At 33.7% G+C, this 20,753-nt stretch carries 18 protein-coding genes; 14 read left to right on the top strand and 4 right to left on the bottom strand.

The features are described from left to right. Window positions 1-3: 3 nt before the first annotated feature. The gene (topA, locus tag AC1RRN_RS08035; RefSeq protein WP_492966803.1) at window positions 4-2,520 is read right to left on the bottom strand and encodes a type I DNA topoisomerase; all 2,517 of its coding nucleotides are present in this window, start codon (window positions 2,518-2,520) and stop codon (window positions 4-6) included. A 521-nt stretch (window positions 2,521-3,041) separates the two neighbouring features. Here topA and miaB point away from each other — a divergent pair. The 9 genes from miaB (at window position 3,042) to AC1RRN_RS07990 (ending at window position 12,626) form a co-directional block, all read left to right on the top strand. Then, window positions 3,042-4,487, top strand: coding sequence for a tRNA (N6-isopentenyl adenosine(37)-C2)-methylthiotransferase MiaB (miaB, locus tag AC1RRN_RS08030; RefSeq protein ID WP_492966802.1), 1,446 nt, complete (start codon window positions 3,042-3,044; stop codon window positions 4,485-4,487). Window positions 4,488-4,639: 152 nt separating this feature from the next. Next, the gene (locus AC1RRN_RS08025; protein ID WP_492966801.1) at window positions 4,640-5,896 is read left to right on the top strand and encodes a sigma-54 interaction domain-containing protein; all 1,257 of its coding nucleotides are present in this window, start codon (window positions 4,640-4,642) and stop codon (window positions 5,894-5,896) included. Window positions 5,897-5,964: 68 nt separating this feature from the next. After that, entirely contained in the window at window positions 5,965-6,468 is a 504-nt protein-coding gene (locus tag AC1RRN_RS08020; protein WP_492966800.1) for an LptE family protein, read from the top strand. Window positions 6,469-6,560: 92 nt separating this feature from the next. Continuing rightward, window positions 6,561-8,255, top strand: a complete 1,695-nt coding sequence (locus AC1RRN_RS08015) for a tetratricopeptide repeat protein (RefSeq protein WP_492966799.1) — start codon at window positions 6,561-6,563, stop codon at window positions 8,253-8,255. 3 nt (window positions 8,256-8,258) lie between these two features. Beyond that, window positions 8,259-8,597, top strand: coding sequence for a preprotein translocase subunit SecG (gene secG / locus AC1RRN_RS08010; RefSeq protein WP_026985706.1), 339 nt, complete (start codon window positions 8,259-8,261; stop codon window positions 8,595-8,597). Window positions 8,598-8,748: 151 nt separating this feature from the next. Continuing rightward, on the top strand, window positions 8,749-9,024 hold the full coding sequence (locus AC1RRN_RS08005) for a co-chaperone GroES (RefSeq protein WP_012023920.1): 276 nt from the start codon (window positions 8,749-8,751) through the stop codon (window positions 9,022-9,024). 79 nt (window positions 9,025-9,103) lie between these two features. Next, window positions 9,104-9,454, top strand: coding sequence for a four helix bundle protein (locus AC1RRN_RS08000; protein WP_492966798.1), 351 nt, complete (start codon window positions 9,104-9,106; stop codon window positions 9,452-9,454). Window positions 9,455-9,584: 130 nt separating this feature from the next. After that, complete coding sequence (gene groL / locus AC1RRN_RS07995) at window positions 9,585-11,213, top strand: chaperonin GroEL (protein ID WP_375031395.1); 1,629 nt, start codon at window positions 9,585-9,587, stop codon at window positions 11,211-11,213. Between the two features lie 210 nt (window positions 11,214-11,423). Beyond that, window positions 11,424-12,626 carry an alkaline phosphatase family protein gene (locus AC1RRN_RS07990; RefSeq protein WP_492966797.1) on the top strand — a complete coding sequence of 401 codons (1,203 nt, stop codon included), beginning with the start codon at window positions 11,424-11,426 and terminating at the stop codon, window positions 12,624-12,626. Window positions 12,627-12,713: 87 nt separating this feature from the next. Here the strand turns inward: AC1RRN_RS07990 and AC1RRN_RS07985 are convergent, their stop codons facing one another. The 3 genes from AC1RRN_RS07985 to AC1RRN_RS07975 form a co-directional block, all read right to left on the bottom strand. Further along, the gene (locus AC1RRN_RS07985; protein ID WP_492966796.1) at window positions 12,714-13,553 is read right to left on the bottom strand and encodes an oxidoreductase; all 840 of its coding nucleotides are present in this window, start codon (window positions 13,551-13,553) and stop codon (window positions 12,714-12,716) included. Between the two features lie 89 nt (window positions 13,554-13,642). Further along, window positions 13,643-14,551, bottom strand: a complete 909-nt coding sequence (locus tag AC1RRN_RS07980; protein ID WP_492966795.1) for a helix-turn-helix domain-containing protein — start codon at window positions 14,549-14,551, stop codon at window positions 13,643-13,645. 118 nt (window positions 14,552-14,669) lie between these two features. Then, window positions 14,670-16,199, bottom strand: coding sequence for a SulP family inorganic anion transporter (locus tag AC1RRN_RS07975; RefSeq protein ID WP_492966794.1), 1,530 nt, complete (start codon window positions 16,197-16,199; stop codon window positions 14,670-14,672). Between the two features lie 369 nt (window positions 16,200-16,568). Here AC1RRN_RS07975 and AC1RRN_RS07970 point away from each other — a divergent pair, with 369 nt between their 5' ends. The 5 genes from AC1RRN_RS07970 (at window position 16,569) to AC1RRN_RS07950 (ending at window position 20,742) form a co-directional block, all read left to right on the top strand. After that, complete coding sequence (locus AC1RRN_RS07970) at window positions 16,569-17,216, top strand: hypothetical protein (protein WP_492966793.1); 648 nt, start codon at window positions 16,569-16,571, stop codon at window positions 17,214-17,216. 202 nt (window positions 17,217-17,418) lie between these two features. Then, window positions 17,419-18,450: a carboxypeptidase-like regulatory domain-containing protein gene (locus tag AC1RRN_RS07965; protein WP_492966792.1), complete on the top strand. Its 1,032-nt coding sequence runs from the start codon at window positions 17,419-17,421 to the stop codon at window positions 18,448-18,450. A gap of 138 nt (window positions 18,451-18,588) precedes the next feature. Beyond that, the gene (locus tag AC1RRN_RS07960) at window positions 18,589-19,080 is read left to right on the top strand and encodes a hypothetical protein (RefSeq protein WP_492966790.1); all 492 of its coding nucleotides are present in this window, start codon (window positions 18,589-18,591) and stop codon (window positions 19,078-19,080) included. Between the two features lie 495 nt (window positions 19,081-19,575). Next, window positions 19,576-20,136, top strand: coding sequence for a hypothetical protein (locus tag AC1RRN_RS07955; protein WP_492966789.1), 561 nt, complete (start codon window positions 19,576-19,578; stop codon window positions 20,134-20,136). Between the two features lie 90 nt (window positions 20,137-20,226). Next, window positions 20,227-20,742, top strand: coding sequence for a hypothetical protein (locus AC1RRN_RS07950; protein ID WP_492966788.1), 516 nt, complete (start codon window positions 20,227-20,229; stop codon window positions 20,740-20,742). The last annotated feature ends 11 nt before the right edge of the window (window positions 20,743-20,753 follow it).

Here is a 20,753-nt window from a genome sequence, read left to right as displayed (position 1 = left end):
TTATTATTTCTTTTTAGCAGCTGGTTTTTTAGCCGGAGCTTTCTTTGCTGTTGTTGCTTTTTTTGCTGGTGTTTTTTTAGCCGGAGTCTTTTTTGCAATCATTTCCTGAACTTCAGCTAATGTTAATTTAGTTGCATCAACATCTTTACTTAATTCAATTTTGATTTTACCTTTTGTAATAACAGAACGACCCCAACGTGCTTTTTCAACCAGAATACCTTCGTCTTCCCAATTATGAAGCACTTTGTCTATATTTTTTTGCAATTTATCTTCAATCAGTTCTTCAACATCATTCTGTGATAAATTATCAAAATTGTATTTTTTGCTCACATTTACAAAAAGACCATTCCATTTGATGAACGGACCAAAACGCCCCACACCCTTTTGAACTGCTTCTCCTTTGTAAACTGCAATTGGCGCATCAGCGAGTGCTTTTTCGTCAATCAATTCCTGAGCTCTTTCTTTTGTAACCGCTAATGGATCTTCACCTCTTGGCAGTGAAATAAAAACACTTCCATGACGCACATAAGGTCCGTAACGTCCATTACTCACTTCAACTTCTTCTCCTTTATATTCACCTAAATTTTTAGGCAATAAAAATAAATTCAAAGCTTCTTCCAGAGTAATATTTCCAATATTTTGATCCGCCATTAAACTGGCAAACTTTTTATCTTCATCATCTGCTTCTCCAATTTGAGCCATAGGTCCAAATTTTCCTAAACGAACAGATACTTGTCTTCCTTCTGCATCTTTACCCAGAATTCTTTCACCACTTTCTCTTTCTGCATTTGCCTCAACATCCTTAACATTTGGATGAAATTTATCATAGAACTCTTGCATCATGGTTGCCCAATCAATATTTCCTTCTGCAATTTCGTCAAAGTCTTGTTCTACTTTTGCCGTGAAATTATAATCAAGGATATTTCCAAAATTCTTAACAAGGAAATCAGTAACGATTGTCCCGATATCTGTAGGAACTAATTTTCCTTTATCAGAACCTGTATTTTCTTTCAACAACTTCTCTCCTACTTTATCAGCCTGCAAAGTAAGTTGCGTATAATTACGTTCCTGACCTTCAAGCGTTCCTTTTTCTACATAATTTCTGTTGATGATAGTCGAAATAGTTGGCGCGTACGTAGATGGACGACCAATTCCTAATTCTTCTAACTTTTTCACCAAGGAAGCCTCTGTATAACGTGCCGGCGGTCTTGAATATCGTTCTGTAGCTGTAATATAGTTGTTAACCAGTTTTTCGTTTACTTTTAACGCTGGCAACATTCCTTCTTGTTCTTCCTCATCATCATCATGTCCTTCTAAGTATACTTTTAGGAAACCTTCAAAAAGCAATACTTCTCCAGAAGCTGTAAAAATTTCACCATGATTATTTGCTTCGATTTTTACGTTTGTTCTTTCTAATTGCGCATCACTCATTTGAGACGCTAATGTTCTTTTCCAGATCAAATCATATAAACGAGCCTGGTCACGGTCAATGTTTACGGTGTGGCGTGACATATCAGTCGGACGAATTGCTTCGTGCGCTTCTTGTGCTCCTTTGCTTTTGTTGGCAAAAGTTCTCGGTTTAGAAAACTCTTTCCCGTATGATTTTATGATTTCAGCTTCAGCAGCATCCATTGCATCTTTAGAAAGGTTCACACTATCCGTTCTCATATAAGTAATAAGTCCGGCTTCGTATAAACGTTGTGCTAATTGCATGGTGATTCCTACTGGCAAATACAATTTTCTTGCTGCTTCCTGTTGAAGAGTAGAAGTTGTAAATGGTGCTGTTGGAGATTTTTTGGTAGGTTTAGTCTCTAAATCAGCTACCTTATATTTTGATCCGATGTTTTGTTTTAAGAAATCTTCGGCTTCTTTTTTAGTATTGAAGTTTTTTGGCAATTTAGCTTTAAAAGCTTTTCCTGCTTCATTCACAAATTCTGCTACAATTGAATAACTCGCAACTGCATTAAAATTCTGAATTTCGCGTTCTCTTTCTACAATCAAACGAACTGAAACAGATTGTACACGTCCGGCAGAAAGTCCACCTTTAATTTTTCTCCATAAAACCGGAGATAATTCGTAACCTACTAAACGGTCTAAAACACGACGTGCTTGTTGTGCGTTTACTAAATTATAATCAATTTCTCTTGGATTCTCAATTGCTTTAAGAATCGCTGATTTGGTAATTTCGTGAAAAACAATTCTTTTGGTTTTTTTAGTATCTAGTTTTAATTCTTCCGCCAAGTGCCATGAAATAGCTTCTCCTTCGCGGTCCTCATCACTTGCTAACCAAACCATTTCGGCATTTTTAGATAGTGTTTTTAGTTTACTTACCAGCGCTTTTTTATCGGGAGAAACTTCGTATTTAGGTTTAAATCCATTCTCTACATCTACTCCTATTTCCTTTGATGGTAAGTCGGCTATATGTCCATAACTTGACTCAACCTGAAAATCACTTCCTAGAAATTTCTCTATCGTTTTCGCCTTTGCAGGTGATTCCACTATTACTAAATTCTTTGCCATTGATCTATTTTTCTGCAACAAAAGTAGAAGTTTTTTTTAAATATCAACCTTGATAATGCATTTTTGAGTTATTTTGATATTATGTTTCTAAAAATTGCAGATTTATCTGTAATCTCACCTATTATATATATAGGTATAATTTTAAATCGATTATGTATCAAGAATTTGCTTTTCTTTAGAATTTTAGATTGTAGATTTTAGATTATTTAATTTACTTGCATTTCGCGTAGTAAATTTAACCGCAAAGGTCGCAAGGGTTTACGCAAAAGTCGCCATAAACAGCTTTGCGAACTTAATGAAGCCAATTAGCAAACAAAAAATACTTTGCTTGCTTTGCGGTAAAATTAACCCGTCAACACAGGAGGTCAAAGATATACACAAAGTTATCCAGGCCCTAATCTGCTACTTTTAAGAGTACTGGAAATCAATCTAAAATCTTAACTCTAAAATCCAAAATCTTTTCTCTGCCATCTTGTCATATTTATACCTTTTGCGTTATCTTTGCACTTTGAAATTATACAATGGAAAAGATTATTGAAGAAAGCAAGCAGGGCGAAAGTCTTGTTTTGGAGAATAAACCTGAGAATACTAAAAAACTTTTTATAGAAAGTTACGGTTGTGCGATGAATTTTTCGGACAGTGAAGTCGTAGCTTCTATTTTATCTATAAACGGATACAATACTACACAAACCCTGGAAGAAGCCGATTTAGTTTTGGTAAACACCTGCTCCATTCGGGATAAGGCAGAACAAACTATTCGTAAACGTCTGGAAAAATACAATGCAGTAAAACGAATTAACCCAAAAATGAAAGTAGGCGTTTTGGGCTGTATGGCCGAGCGTTTGAAAAGTCAGTTTTTGGAAGAAGAAAAAATAGTCGACCTTGTTGTTGGACCAGATGCTTACAAAGATTTGCCCAATTTATTGGCAGAAGTTGAAGAAGGTCGCGACGCCATCAATGTAATTTTATCGAAAGAAGAAACATACGGAGATATTTCACCGGTTCGTTTGATGAGCAACGGAATTACCGCATTGGTTTCGATCACACGTGGTTGCGACAATATGTGTACGTTTTGCGTTGTGCCTTTTACACGTGGTCGTGAACGCAGTCGTGAACCTCAAAGTATTATGACTGAAATTCAGGATTTATGGGATAAAGGCTTTAAGGAAATTACGCTTTTAGGTCAAAACGTTGACAGTTACCTTTGGTACGGCGGTGGTTTGAAAAAAGATTTTGTTAATGCTTCAGAAATGCAAAAAGCAACGGCTGTTGATTTTGATCAATTGCTTGAAATGGTTGCCGTTGGTTTTCCTAAAATGAGAATTCGATTTTCAACTTCGAATCCGCAGGATATGCACGAAAGTATTTTGCATGTTATTGCGAAATATCCAAATATCTGCAAACACATTCACTTGCCTGTTCAATCTGGAAGTAACAGAATTTTAAAGGAAATGAATCGTCTGCACACTCGTGAAGAATATATGTCTTTAATCGATAAAATCAGAGCTATTGTTCCGAACGCTTCGATTTCGCAAGATATGATAGCCGGTTTCCCAACAGAAACGGAGCAAGATCATCAGGATACTATGAGTTTGATGGAATATGTGAAATATAATTTCGGCTATATGTACTCCTATTCTGAGCGCCCTGGAACTTTGGCCGGAAGAAAAATGGAAGATGACGTTCCGGAAGAAACAAAAGCCAGAAGATTACAGGAAATTGTCGACTTACAACAAAAACACGCCTGGTTTAGAAGCGAGGAATTCGTTGGCCAAGTTGTGGAAGTTTTAGTCGAAAAAGTTTCTAAAAAATCAAAAGACGAATTCTCAGGAAGAAACTCTCAAAGTATTACAGTTGTTTTTCCTAAAGAAAACTATAAAATTGGAGATTTTGTGAATGTGAAAATTGAAAACTGTACTTCAGGAACACTAAAAGGAACAGCTGTTGGATTAAGTGAAATGAATTAAAAATGTTTTAGGTTTCAAGTTTCAGGTTCTTTGCGTAACTTGAAACTTGAAACCTGAAACAAAAATATATAAGCACGAGGTTAAAAGTTAAATTTCAGTTTCAATGAGAAACTTGAAACCTGAAACAAATAAAAACTTGAAACAAAAACTACATGGAAACAGTTCAAGCAATAAAACAACGATTTGAGATTATTGGGAATGACCCGAAATTAAATCGAGCCATTGAAAAAGCCATTCAGGTTGCACCTACTGATATTTCGGTAATGGTAACCGGGGAAAGTGGTGTTGGTAAAGAAAATATTCCGAGAATAATCCATTCGCTTTCGCACAGAAAGCATGGTAAATATATTGCTGTAAACTGTGGAGCTATTCCGGAAGGAACAATTGACAGTGAACTTTTTGGACACGAAAAAGGTGCTTTTACCGGTGCAACAAGCACCCGTGAAGGTTATTTTGAAGTTGCTGACGGTGGAACTATTTTTCTTGATGAAGTAGGTGAATTACCTTTAACAACCCAAGTTCGTTTGCTTCGTGTTTTAGAAAATGGTGAATTTATAAAAGTAGGTTCGTCTCAGGTTCAAAAAACCAATGTGAGAATTGTTGCAGCAACCAATGTGAATTTATTCAACGCGATTGAAAAAGGGAAATTCCGTGAGGATTTGTATTACCGTTTAACGACAGTAGAAATTACGTTACCACCTTTACGCGAAAGAAATGAAGACATTCATTTGTTGTTCCGAAAATTTGTGGCCGATTTTGCACATAAATATAAAATGCCTCCTTTGAAACTTGATGAAGATGCAGTTCAGCTTTTGCAAAAATTCAGATGGAACGGTAATATTCGTCAGTTGCGAAATGTAGCAGAACAAATTTCTGTTTTAGAAACCAATCGTGATATTTCATTAGCCACTTTACAATCGTATTTACCTACAGAAGGAAGCAATTTACCTTCTGTAATTAGTGACAAGAAAAAAGATGATTTTAGCACAGAGAGAGACATTTTATATAAAGTCCTTTTTGATATGAAAAGTGATTTGAATGATTTGAAAAAACTCACTTTAGAATTGATGAAAAATGGTTCTTCTAAAGTACAGGATATTAACCCTAATTTGATTCAGAAAATATACGGTTCTCAGGAAAATGACAGCGAAATTGATTTTGAAGAAGAACCAAGAACAGCCGTTATGACACCTGCAACGCGCGAAGATAGTTATCGCATACAAGATGATAATAATTATTTAGACGCCGAAACCATTGAAGAAGAAGAAATTCTGCGTTTAGAACAAAAAGAAATCGAAATGATTAAAAAATCATTAGAAAAAAATAAAGGAAAACGAAAAGCGGCGGCTGATGAATTGGGAATTTCGGAGAGAACTTTATACAGAAAAATTAAACAATTCGATTTGTAGTTTTTTGCCACAAAGACACAAAATGTTTTTAAATCAAAAAGAATATCTTTGAACTCTTAAAATTAGAAATGAAAAACTTAAAATATATTTTAATTCTGGTAATCGCTACAACTTTTAGTGGTTGCAACGTTTACAACTTTACCGGAACAGGAACAATCGATGCCAAAACTTTTCAGGTTAACTTTTTTCAGAACAACGCTGATTTGATCGAACCTGGAATTGACAGACAATTTACACTGGCCTTGCAGGATTTGATTATGAATCAAACCAACTTAAATCTGGTGAGCAACAGTGGCGATTTAACTTATGAAGGCGAAATTATAGATTACAGAATTACACCAATGACAGCGACAGCAGATCAGCAGGCGGCACAAAACCGTTTGACAATTCGTGTAAACGTAAGGTTCTCAAACAGAAAAAAGGAAACAGATGATTTCGAAAAACCATTTGAATTTTATTATGATTTTCCCGGAACATCATTACCAACCGGATCTGTTTTAAACGCAGCGATTACGACTATTTTTGAAAGAATCACACAAGATATTTTCAACGAGTCATTGGCAAAATGGTAAATATGTTGAATTGGTAAATTATTTAGTCGTTTAATCGATTAAACTAATTTCAGAATAACATCTAAAACAAATAAACGATTAAATAATAAATAATGAACGTAACTGATTATACATACTTAATGAACAAACCCGATGCTATTACAGAAAAGCAGGCGGAAGCATTAGGCAATGTTTTGAATGAATTTCCGTATTTTCAAAGTGCTCGTGCATTGCGATTAAAAGGACTTTACAATCAAAATAGTTTCAAGTATAATTATGCTTTAAAAGTTACAGCCGCTCATACGACTGATCGCTCTGTTTTATTTGATTTCATCACTTCAGAAACTTTCACTTCTATTCAAGGTGAATATTATGATAAAAAACTTCAGGACCTTTTAAATATTACTGTTTTTGACAGCGAGATTGTATTAGCTGAAGAAAAAAAGAAATTAGCAGAAGTTCGAATTGATCCAATTGAAAAATCTATTCTTGATTCTATTAAAGAAGCAACAGGTGTTACTTTTCAAGAACCTGCAAAAATTGAAGAGAAGTCAATTGATATCATTATCGAGCAGCCTGCTTTAAATTCTTTTACAGAAGTAACAACCGTTACTATTGAAGAACCTTTAAAAATTGAAGAAGAAACAATTGATTTGGTTATCGAACAACCAACTATAGATTCTTTTACAGAAGCAACAAATGTTACTTTTGAAGAATCTTTAGTAATTGAAGAAAAACAAATTGAATCAATTATACCAACTTTAGATTCGTTTCAGGAAGTAACAACCGTTACTTTTGAAGAACCTTTAGTAGTTGAAGAAAAACCAATTGAAACAGTTACTGAGCAGGTTATTTTAGATTCTTTTAAAGAAGTAACAGACATTACTTTTGAAGAGCCGTTAACAGTTGAAGAAAAAATAATAGATGCAATTATTGAACAACCAACTTTAGATTCTTTTGAGGAAGTAACAACTACCCCTTTTGAAGACCCTTCAGAAGTTGAAGAAAAACCGATTGATCTGATTATCGAACAACCGACTATCGATTCTTTTGAGGAAGTAACTTCAACTATTGAAAATACTGCTATTATAGAAGAAACCCCAATTGTTGAATCAACACCTATTATAAAGAAACCAATTTCGACTTTCTTTGATGAAATTGTAGAGGAAGAAATTCCGGATGTAAGAGTGGAACCAATTGAAGAATCTATATACAATTCATTACAAGAAGCTACAACTGTAGTTTTTGAAGAAGTGCCTGTGGTTGAAGAACCAAAAGAAATCCAAGAGCCAAAAGAAATTGAGGTTTCAGAAACAGTAAAAACAGCCGAAGAAAATCTGGAAATCGGAAAACCTTTAGATTTTTCTGCTAATGAAAAACACTCCTTTCAGGAATGGCTTCAATTAGCAAAAACAGAACCTATTGATCGCACCAATGAGGCTTCGGAAGAATCAGAATCAATTAAAAAAGTCGAAAATACTTTTGAAAATATAACGCAATCTGAATCGATTGATGATGAAAAAAAGAAAAAAGCAGAAATAATCGATAAATTTATTGAAACAAACCCAAAAATTTCTCCAATAAGACAGACTGCAATAACGCCAGCGGTACAATTGGACAGTGATAAGGAAGAGAATTCTTACCTAATGACTGAAACTTTAGCCAGAGTATATTTGGAACAAAAAAAATATACAAAAGCCATACAAGCATATGAAATATTAATTTTGAAATATCCAGAAAAAATTAGTTTCTTTGCAGACCGTATTTCGGATATTAAGATTTTACAACAAAATAACAATAATAATTAAGCAATGAGCACATTTTCAATTTTTTTAGTTTTAATCACAATAGTTTGTTTTCTATTGATCGTAGTAATCATGGTTCAAAACCCTAAAGGAGGCGGATTATCGTCTACAATTAGTGGAACTCAAATGTTAGGTGGAGTACAAAAAACAACTGACTTTTTAGATAAAAGTACCTGGACACTAGCGACTATTTTGATTGCTTTAATCTTGCTTTCAAGCTTAAGTTTCACAGGATCATTAAGTGATACTGATTCTAAACTTATTGAAAAAACTGAAGCTCCTGCAACTACACCAGCTGCACCAGTTCAACAAACTCCTGCTCCGGCAACGCCAGCAGCGAAATAATAGTTTTAAAATAAATATTAAATGCCAGCCTGTCAAAGCTGGCATTTTTTTTAAGAAATAATGTCAGTTTTTGGAGCATGGCACAATTTCTGAAATCCAATAGAACATAAAAAACGTATAACTTATAATAAATTAATAAAATATAAAAATCATGGCCTTAAACATTAAACCGCTTTCAGATCGCGTACTTATTGAGCCTGTTGCAGCTGAAACCAAAACTGCCTCAGGTATTTTTATTCCGGATACTGCCAAAGAAAAACCACAAAAAGGAACTGTTGTAGCTGTTGGAAATGGATCTAAAGATCACACAATGACTGTAAAAGTTGGTGATACTGTACTTTACGGAAAATATGCAGGAACAGAATTAAAACTAGAAGGAACTGATTATTTGATTATGCGCGAAGATGACATCTTAGCAATTATCTAAAATTGCTTTAAGCTTTAAGCCGTAAGCTATAGGCTTCAACAAAGCTTAAAGCCTATTGCCTAAAGCATAAAGCCAGAGAATGAGGGATTTTAAAAAATACGATATTTGGCAACTAAGTCATTCTTTTACTTTAGAAATCTATAAAATGACTTCTACATTTCCGAAAGAAGAATTATATGGATTAACAAGTCAGATTAGAAGAGCATCTTCCTCAATTCCAACTAATATTAGTGAAGGCTGTGGAAGGAATAGCGATAAAGAATTCAATCAATTTCTCAATATCGCTTTAGGTTCTGCAAATGAAACCGAATATCTTTTGATTTTAGCTAAAGATTTGCAATATCTCAATAATGAAATTGCAGAAAATCATATAGAAAAAATTAATAGCATAAAAAGCAAAATTTACAAATTAAAACAAGTATTAGTTTAGTAATAGGCTGTAAGCAATAAGCTTTCCAACAAAGCGTAAAGCCTAAAGCTTAAAGCAAATAAAAAAATAAATATTAATTCAGCAGTAGAAAGGCTAAAGCCTAAAGCCTACTGCCTAAAGCAAATAAAAAATGGCAAAAGATATAAAATTTGATATTGAAGCACGTGACGGATTAAAACGTGGTGTTGATGCATTAGCAAATGCTGTAAAAGTAACTCTTGGACCAAAAGGTCGTAACGTAATTATCGGAAAATCATTTGGTGGACCAACTGTTACTAAAGATGGTGTTTCTGTTGCAAAAGAAATCGAATTAAAAGACCCGTTAGAAAATATGGGTGCGCAAATGGTTAAAGAAGTTGCTTCTAAAACCAATGATTTAGCCGGTGACGGAACTACTACTGCTACAGTTTTAGCTCAGGCAATCGTTAAAGAAGGTTTAAAAAACGTTGCTGCAGGTGCAAATCCAATGGACTTGAAACGTGGTATCGATAAAGCGGTTGAAGCTATCGTTGCTGACCTTGCAAAACAAGCTAAAGTTGTTGGAAGCGATTCTGATAAAATCAAACAAATTGCTTCTATCTCTGCAAATAACGACGAAGTGATTGGGGAACTAATCGCTACTGCTTTTGCAAAAGTGGGTAAAGAAGGTGTTATTACTGTTGAAGAAGCTAAAGGAACTGACACTTTCGTGGATGTTGTAGAAGGTATGCAGTTTGACAGAGGATATCTTTCTCCTTACTTCGTAACAAACCCAGAGAAAATGGAAGTTGAATTAGACTCTCCATACATCTTATTATACGACAAAAAAGTTTCTTCTTTAAAAGAATTATTACCAGTTTTAGAGCCAGTTGCTCAATCAGGAAAACCATTATTGATTATTGCTGAAGATGTTGACGGTGAAGCTTTATCTACATTAGTAGTAAATAAATTAAGAGGTGCTCTTAAAATTGCTGCTGTAAAAGCTCCAGGTTTTGGAGACAGAAGAAAAGCAATGTTAGAAGATATCGCAATCTTAACTGGTGGAACTGTAATTTCTGAAGAAAGAGGATATACTCTTGAAAATACAACTATCGAAATGTTAGGAACTGCAAAAAGAGTTTCTATCGATAAAGACAACACTACAATTGTAAGTGGTGCTGGTGAAGCTGACATTATCAAAAACAGAGTAAACCAAATTAAAGGTCAGATGGAAACTACAACATCTGATTATGATAAAGAAAAATTGCAAGAGCGTTTGGCTAAATTAGCTGGTGGTGTTGCTGTTCTTTACGTTGGTGCTGCTTCTGAAGTGGAGATGAAAGAGAAAAAAGACAGAGTTGACGATGCATTACACGCAACTCGTGCTGCTGTTGAAGAAGGAATTGTTGCTGGTGGTGGTGTTGCTTTATTAAGAGCAAAAGCGGCTTTAGCAGGAATTACAGCTGACAATGCTGATGAAGCAACTGGAATTCAGATTGTTTCTCGCGCTGTTGAATCTCCATTAAGAACTATTGTTGAAAATGCAGGTCTTGAAGGTTCTGTAGTGGTAGCAAAAGTGGGTGAAGGTTCTGGTGATTTTGGATACAATGCTAAAACTGACGAATATGTAGACATGCTTAAAGCTGGAATTATCGATCCTAAAAAAGTAACTCGTGTAGCATTAGAAAATGCTGCTTCTGTTGCCGGAATGATCCTTACTACAGAATGTGCATTAATTGATATTAAAGAAGAAAGCGCTGGCGGAATGCCAATGGGTGGCGGTATGCCAGGAATGATGTAATCGTTCTTTTCTTAAAATTTAAAACGCCAAGCAGAATTTCTGTTTGGCGTTTTTTTGTTGCCACGAATTACACGAATTTTCACGAATGCTTTGCACATAATCATGAGAAAAAAATTAGCGTAATTCGTGTAATTCGTGGCAAACTTAACATTCTCTTTTTCTTTTAAAAAACGGTTATCGGTATCTTTGCAGTTCTATTAAAATTGCACAATGAGAAAATTTACCACTCAACTTTTATCTTTTACCTTCTTATTTCTTATCTCATTTTCCTATTCTCAATCCAGTAAAGACAATTATGTTGTTTTGGTTTCTATGGATGGATTTCGTTGGGATTATGCCAAACATTTCAAACTTCAAAACCTCAACAAAATAGCCAAAGAAGGCGTACATGCAAAATCGATGCGACCTTCCTACCCTAGCAAAACTTTCCCAAATCATTATGCTATCGTGACCGGACTTTATCCGGATCATCATGGTATTATCAATAATGTTTTTTATGATAGCGCTTTAAACGAATCTTTTTCATTGTCTACAAAAGCGAAAAATGATTCAAGGTTTTATGGCGGAAATCCCATTTGGAATGTAGCTGAACAACAAGGTGTAAAATCGGCTTCTTTCTTTTGGCCGGGATCTGATACCGATCAAAAAAGACCTAGTATTTATAAAAATTACGATGATAAAATTCCGTACGGAAACAGAATTGATACGGTTATTAAATGGCTGCAACTTCCAGATAAACAACGTCCGCATTTGATCACTTTATATTTTGACGAACCGGATCATACGGGACATACTTATGGTCCGCTTTCTCCTGAAAACGAAAAAATGGTACACAAAATGGATTCGGTTATGGGACAAATGTCTTCGAAATTAGATCAATTGGCTATTGGAAAACAAATCAATTTAATCATTGTTTCAGATCATGGAATGGCCGACATCAGTAATGATAAAAAAGTAGCCATTTTAGATTATCTAAAACCGGAATGGTTGGGTTACAAAGCTGTAATTAATCCTATTATGAGTCTTCAGGCAAAACCCGGTTTTCAGGATTCCATCGCTAAAGCACTAAAAAAAATACCCCACATTAAGTTTTGGAGATCTGCCGAAGTACCAAAAAGATTGCATTACGGAACCAATCCGCGTGTGCATGATTTTGTTATTGAAGCCAAAAAAGGGTACAGTTTAGTAAGCGAAAAAAAGCAAAACATAAAAGGCGGAACACATGGCTACGACAATAAAGAAAAAGATATGCACGCTATTTTCTACGCAAAAGGCCCGGCATTCAAAGTAAATAAAGAAGTTAGCACCTTTCAAAACGTTTCGGTTTATCCTTTAATAGCACATATTCTGGGATTAAGAATCGAAGAAGTTGACGGTAAATTCAGCGAGGTTAAAAACATGCTGAGAGAATAAGAAAATGTGCCAATTAGAAAATTAGATAATTTTATAGATTCCGTATAATCATTATCTAATTTTCTAATTGACTCATTGACACATTTTTTAAAATCCAGTCGAGATAGAAACTTCTTTCCATTGCTCTAATTGATTCTGAACGCTTTCAATCTTTTGATTGGCCATATCATAAGCATCTTGTCCTAGAAATAAATGCAAGGCAGGATTTTCTTCATGACTCATATTGATTAATGCTTCAGCTAATTTTTCAGGATCTCCTGGTTGATTTTCATTAATGCTGCCTTTATGTGCATTTTCAGAAGCTCTAACTTCCTTATAAGCTGCAATTGGATTCTGAGGTAATAACAAAGAACTATCTTTTAAGAAATCAGTTCTAAAATAACCTGGGTACACCAACGTTACATTCACACCAAATTCTTTTACCTCAGCAGCTAATGATTCTGTTAAACCAGCAACAGCAAATTTTGTAGAGCAGTAAATTCCCCAACCCGGAAACTCTCCATAATATCCTCCAACAGAAGAAATATTAAAAATATGTCCCGATTTGTTGGCACGCATATAAGGCATTGTATTTCTGATTACATTTAGCAATCCAAAAACATTTACTTCATAATTTTTTCTGGATTCTGCATCTGTTAATTCTTCCAGTGCTCCCAGCAAACCATAACCTGCATTGTTTATTAAAACATCGATTGTTTTAAAATGATTTACTGTTGCTTCAATTGCTTTTTTGACACTTCCTTCATCTGTCAAATCCATTTCTAAAGGCAGAAATTTTTCTGATATATTTCCAAGTACTTTAACCAATGACGCCTCACTTCTTGATGTTGCAGCTACTTTGTAACCTTTTGCTAATAATTTTTTAGCCAATTCTAATCCAAGTCCTTTTGAGGCACCTGTGATAAACCAAACTTTGTTATTTTCCATGATTTTAATTTTTACATTTAATTATGATACAAAGGTATCAGCGAAGTGCTTGTACAGAATTAAAGCAATCAAATCAGAAGTTACGAAAATCAAACAATTTCGGTTACGCGATAAGTTTTCGGCGAAAGCTGAACATTTTTCTTAAAGAAATTGATAAAATGAGACAATTCATCAAAGCCTAAACACCACGCAATTTCATTAATATTCCAATTGGTTTGTTTGAGCAAAATCATGGCTTCCTGGATAATTCTTTCAGAAATAATTTGCGAAGTTGTTTTTCCGGTAGTTTCTTTCAACGCTTTATTCAGATGATTTACATGCACGTTTAACTGACTTGCAAATTCTGAAGGCGAACGAAAATTAATTTGTTGCGCTATCGATTCGATTGGAAATTGTCTTTCTAACAATTCTAAAAACAAAGAAGAAACCCGAATCGTTGCATTCGATTTACTGTATAATGAAGTAGTTACCGTTTGTGTTTTTAAAGCTAAATGAATAATTTCGAAAACAAGATTGCGGAGAACATCATATTTAAAAGCGTAATCAGAATTGATTTCTTCTAACATTTTCGAATAAACTATCTTTAAAGATTCTGCCAGTTCTTTCGAAACCGGAACAATCGGATTTCCGCCGGGCTGAAATAAAGGATATTCTTTTAAATTCCCAAACTGACTAAAAAAAGCATCAGTAAAAATGCAGAAAAAACCGGTTTGATTTTCATCGATATGTTCCCAACTGTACGGAATTTGTGGATTCGCAAAAAATAAAGCCTGATCTTCAATCGAAACGACTTTATCAGCATAATGCACTTTGTTTCTTCCGATGATCAAACTTATTTTATAAAAGTCTTTTCGCGTATAAGGCAATGGATTACAAGTATTACCAATATAATCATCCAATTTAAAAACATTAAAATGTCCGATTTCTTTTTTAAGATTCTCGGGCATTCCGTTTATTTTAATCGTATAAAAATCTTCTAAGGTTTCTGTAAGTTTCATTTAACAAAGTTACAAAAATCAAATAAAAACAATTAGATAATGAGAAAATTTGATAATTAGATAATTCTATAGATTCTGTTTAATCATTATCTAATTATCTAATTGGCACATTGACACCTTAAGAAACCACTTTATACGTAGGATCTTCAATTACATTGACTTTAATAACCGCTTCGGCATTTTTGAGTAAAATTCTGCAGTCTTCGCTTAGATGTTTGAGTTCGACAATTTTATTAAGCTGACTGTATTTCTTCGTTAAATTATTCAGCGCTTCTATGGCCGACATATCCGCGATGCGGCTTTCTTTGAAGTCTATGATGACATGATTGGGGTCGTTTTGAATATCGAACTTTTCCATAAAAGTAGCAATAGAGCCAAAGAACAACGGACCATAAATTTCATAATGTTTGATTCCGTTTTCGTCGATAAAATTTCGGGCACGGATTCTTTTGGCACTTTCCCATGCAAAAACCAAAGCTGAAATTATTACACCAATCAAAACGGCCAAAGCCAGATTATGAAGCAAAATAGTAACCACAGCTACCAGAATTCCAACAAAAATATCGTGTTTTGGCATTTTATTGATCACCTTAAAACTCGCCCATTCAAAAGTCGTAATCGCCACCATCATCATTACACCGACTAAAGCCGCCATAGGCAATTTCCCAATTACAGGTGCTCCAAAAAGAATGATTACTAAAATAGTCAACGCAGCAATAATTCCCGAAAGTCTGGCTCTTGAACCCGCACCAAGATTTACTAAAGTCTGCGCGATCATAGGGCAGCCTCCCATTCCGTAGAAAAAGCCGTTTAAGATATTTGAGCTTCCCTGTGCAATACATTCACGATTGCTGTTTCCGCGTGTTCCGGTAATTTCGTCTACCAGATTTAAGGTTAACAAACCTTCTGTTAAACCAACCGCAGCGACGATAACAGAATAAGGGAAAATAACTTTAAAAGTCTCAATAGACAAAGAAATATTCGGAATATGAAAAGGTGGAAAACCGCCCTGAACAGAAGCGATATCCTGAACCGTTTTGGTATCAATATTAAAGATAAGCACAATGGCAAAAACCACCATAATCGCAACCAATGAAGCCGGAACAGTTTTGGTGATTTTAGGAAAAATCAAAACAATACTAATTGTCAACGCCACCAAACCTAGCATAATATACAAAGGCGTTCCCTGCAACCACGAAACCTGTCCGTTTACCATGGTTTTAAACTGTTCTAACTGCGACATGAAAATCACGACCGCCAAACCGTTTACAAAACCAAACATTACAGGCTGCGGCACTAACCGAATAAATTTTCCGAGTTTAAAAAGCCCGATACAAATTTGCACCACTCCACCCAATGCAACGGCAGCAAAAACATATTCGATTCCGTGCGATTTCATTAGGGCGATCAAAACGATCACGGTTGCTCCTGCCCCGCCCGAAATCATTCCGGGTCTTCCTCCAAAAATAGCCGTTACCAAACCCGCAATAAAAGCAGCATACAAACCCACCAAAGGCGGAAATCCAGCTAAAATAGCAAACGACAACGATTCTGGAATCATGGTCATGGCAACTGTTAAACCGGCTAAAATTTCGTTTTTGTAATTGACTTTTTGGGTAAAGTCGAAGAGTTGGAAAGCTTTTTTCATAAGTCGCAAATTTAGGGAATTTGGGAATTAGAAAATGAGATAATTTGAGATTTTATGGTTGCTGAGAAAGCTTAAATAGTCCAAAACTTTAAAATCTTGTTGAAAATATTCCGTGGAGCATATTTCATAAGGTTGTCCTTGATAACAAAAATTAAAACTTAACCATATACAATTAAAAATTACACAATTAACCTTTTATACATTTTATTCTGTAGTAAAAAACCGTATAAACACCTGTTGTAAATTCTTAAACAATTGTTAATATTGCTTTAAACAAGTTAATATTAATTCTATCCTATTTATTAACAAAGTCAATTAAAAATATTGATTTACATTATAAGTTTCTTGTTCTAATAAATTAAAACCGATATGAGAAAAAAGATCATAACAATAGTAATCTTGCTGATAAACTTGTATGCAAACTCTCAAGTGAAAAAAGTCACAGAAGAACAAATCTTCAATGCTTTTAAACAAGACATTGTAAAATTTCAAGGCTATCTAAGCATGTTAGGAGGTGGTGGAAACTGCGCATCAATTGCTTTAATAAAATCAGCAATAGGAACTTTTGGAATTAATGGCGTATTTAAAGAAGTGAAAATTGATTCCTTAAAAGAAAAGGTTTATGTAACATGCAGAGATAACAAAATTATTGATTTAACATTTGAAAGACTTCAAAATGGCAAGGATCACTTTTTTATTATTTCAAATACGGATAAATTTTCTAAAGAAATTAGCGATTATGCTGCTTTTTGTTTTGCTGTAATGTGTAGAGCAAAACAATTACAACTAGGGTATGACGAAAAATATTTTTATCGTGGAGTTGATAATTTAAATAAAGGAGAACCTACTGAGACAATTTATACTTTATTAGGATTAAACAAAGAACAAATAACCAACTTAAACATTAACAACTTGAGAAATTATAAAAACATTGTACTTTATATTTCTCCACATGCAGTATATAGTAGTTCAGGAAATTATGACGAATTCTTTTCAGGTACAATAACAGGTATTTGAGCCTTTAGAAAGATTAAATTATTTTCATTGTAAAACTGAAAATGGCTGCCCAATATTAGGAGCATATAGCCTTAAATAAACAAAAACTAATAAGTTTCTAAATATTGGAATTACTTGTTATCACTAATTTATAAAATGTCTCAAATAGAATTACATATATATTTTTATACTGTTTTTATGTTAAACCTCTTAAATATAAAAGATGAAAAAAATCAAATTCCTTTTAAACATTTTTTTTTCCTTGGCGTACTTTGTGAACTATGGACAAACCTTTAGTTTATCGGATTCATTCTCCCAAAAAAAATCAAAAACAATTGAAACACAAAATTCAATTATCAAACTTGTAAATTCAAAAGGAAAAGAAAATTTTATTATATCTGGTAAACTTTTAGACAAAGAAACAAAATCTCCAATTCCTAATGCTACTATTTCGGAGAACAATAAGAGTAATAGTGCTACAACTACCGATTTTAATGGTAATTTTACTATCGAATCTGCAAGTGAAATGCCAGAATTAAAAATTAGCAACATTGGCAATGATACCGAAATAGTTGATACTGATTCTTCAAAAGATGAAGAAACTTCCCTAACCTCCTTGTCAGGTTTGTTAGTTGCAAATTTAGGCGAAGAATCTATTGTACAGCCAAATATTATGCTTTCACAAGGTTGGAAAATTAGCTCTAGATCTGCAATTGAACTTAGAGTCTTAGGATTTCAAAAAAACAAGGATACGATTCAACTAACTAATGGATTAAATTTAATTAAGCCTGAGATTAGCAAAATCGACATTAGAATAACTGGTGACTTTATTCCGTTTAAAAACAAAGAAGCATTTTCTTTAAATACTGAACTTAATTTATACAAACAGCAACTTAACAAAGTTGACACTTCTTCTCAAAATATTCAAGGAAAGGATATTACAAGTTTACTTTGGAAGCTTACAGCCGGCTACAATCCAACAAAAGGATTACATTTTTATGCTTCTGGGGTATATTACAATGTTTTCGAAGGAGTAGAAAACTATGAGAAACGTTTCGGGGAAAACGCTATAAAACAATTTTGGAATTGTGAATTATCAGGGAAATTTGTTTTCAAAGATGGAATGATGAAAGGGACATTTGTTCAGGCTGCATTGAATATTAATTCTAATAATTACAAAGAATTATTAAATACAAAAGATTCTGGTGTCTTTTTATTAAGAATCGGTTTTGATAAAACTCTTATACGTGAATAATCAAGAAAGCACTATTTAAAATCACTAAATTTTACAATTAAAAAAACCTCAACTAACACAACTAAACCCGATCAAGGCAATTACTTACTCAACCCACCTTTTAAGTTTACAAGCATAAATAATTAAATAAATAAAATTATGCCATTAGAAAATTTAAACGGACTGCATTACACCGCAGCAGAAAAAACAAATGTTATCGGTTTGATGACAAGTATTGAGACTTCGCTTACAGCAAAATTTAAAAACCTTAGCCCTGCCGAGCGCACCAAGTATGGAAGTGTAAATGAGCAAAACAAACTTTTAATTAACAAAGTAAAAGATTTTAGAAACAGTCAGCCTGCAATGAGTAGTCCTGATGTTGATTGGACGGAGTTTCAAAATGATTGCGATTCTAGGGAGTTTTTACAAAACACAATAATGCGTTTAGAAGCTTTGCTTAACAACCTGAAAAACAACAAAACCCTACACGATTACGATTGTTATCATGCAGCCTTAACTGATTATGATTACAGCAAATACAAAGCAGGAAGTAAAACGGCAGGCTTTGAAGTAAAAGTAAAAGAGTTGGCGCAGTTTTTTAATAGAACTGGTGCAACAGTCGAAAAGAAAACTGAGGATCCGATTTCTTAAAATTAAATTCATTATTAGCAAAACCTCTCAGAAGTAACTCTGGGAGGTTTTTTTATAGAATAAAATTAACTTGTTTTCCTCATATTTCATGCTTACCCATATTTGGCGACTTGTTGTGCATGTATGGGTGTTTTCTTTTCATTTATGACGGATTTACCCGTCAAAGATGACGTTCATGACGCCAAATTTGACGTCATGAACGTCATTTATTCCTCTCATAGCCTCATGCATGAGTGGAATTTACTCATGCTTGACGCCTTAAACTTCATGTATGGACGGTTATCGGTCATACGATCATCCTTATTGAAGTAGAACCCGTAAAAGTACTTGGTGGTTGGAATACAAACATACAATATATACCTATCTTACAAACATTTAGAATTCGATTACTCAGATATAGACAACAACTTTTTAACATTCATCTGGATTTGAAATCCATACAAACCATAAAGTTTAAAATCGTATTTTCGTTTCATAATAACTATCGATCTACAAATGAGAAAATTTCTGTTTCTAATACTTTTACTGGTTCAAAATACTTTTTCACAATCTAATGAAAACAATGCTGAATGCATTAGAACAAAAAATCTATCAGAGCAACAACGATTAAATCAATTTCCTTTCTCAAAAAGTTCGCAAATCAAGATCATTTCTTTTAAAGATAAATATGAAGAAGTTTCTGGGCAGGGTTTAATAAAACATATGCGTTCAATCAAATTAGGACAAGACGTTTTTAATCCTGAATTGTATTATGAAACAGCCACTTTAACTTCAGAACAAATAAACAAGTTAACTGATATTATCTACAATTTCACTTATAAAAAAATGCCTTATGCAATGGAAGATGTAAAATGTTACATGCCCAGAAATGGTATTTTACTTCTGAACGCTGACAATCGAATAATTGCATATTTAGAACTGTGTTTTAGTTGTAAGCATTTTAGATCTAGCGACAAAAGATTTAGGATTGGTGAATATTGCAGTACAAAGTATGATATGCTTAAATCCATATTTGAAAACAGTACGATTAAATATGGTATTTCTGAAATTAAATAGTTTTATTTCTCTTTCCAAAGTAATTAATATTTCAAAAAAAATTAACTTGGCAAGATTCAAAACCAAAAATAAGCTTTAAACAAATTCTCAATGAACAAACTCAGATTGTTTTTTCTGCTTTCCGCAGTTTTCATCTTCATAGTAGCAATCGCTTTAGGAGGAAGAAGCTTGATATTTTATTTTAAAAATAAAGAAATGTTTCAAAATCCTAAATCTTATAAAAAAGAATTTGTTGTAATTGACTCTACCTATACCAAAACAGTAGGCTCAAAAAATAAACGAATTTTAACTTATGGTTTATCTAAAAGATTTGATAATTATAAAACCATTTTTGATCTAAATACTCCAGACGGAAGTGCCGTTATCGAAAATAATATTACGGTTGAACCTATTGCAGATACTTTAAACCAAACTCATCTTAACTACTATGCGTGGGTAAACAAACAAAAGGAAAAAGGTTTTATCTGCAATCAACATGAACAATCCATTCAGGATAACTGGATTTTTTCTGATCAAATTTTATATATCAAAGCAGCTATCGGGATGTTGCTATTTTCCCTCGCTGTGTTTTATTGGCTGAAAGTATATTTAATTTTCAGGAAATAAATCAAATATCC

It is taken from the genome of Flavobacterium sp. GW821-FHT11G01, assembly GCF_058808175.1.
The sequence above is the reverse complement of the archived record's forward strand: the minus strand, read 5'-3'. Positions and strand labels throughout refer to the sequence as shown.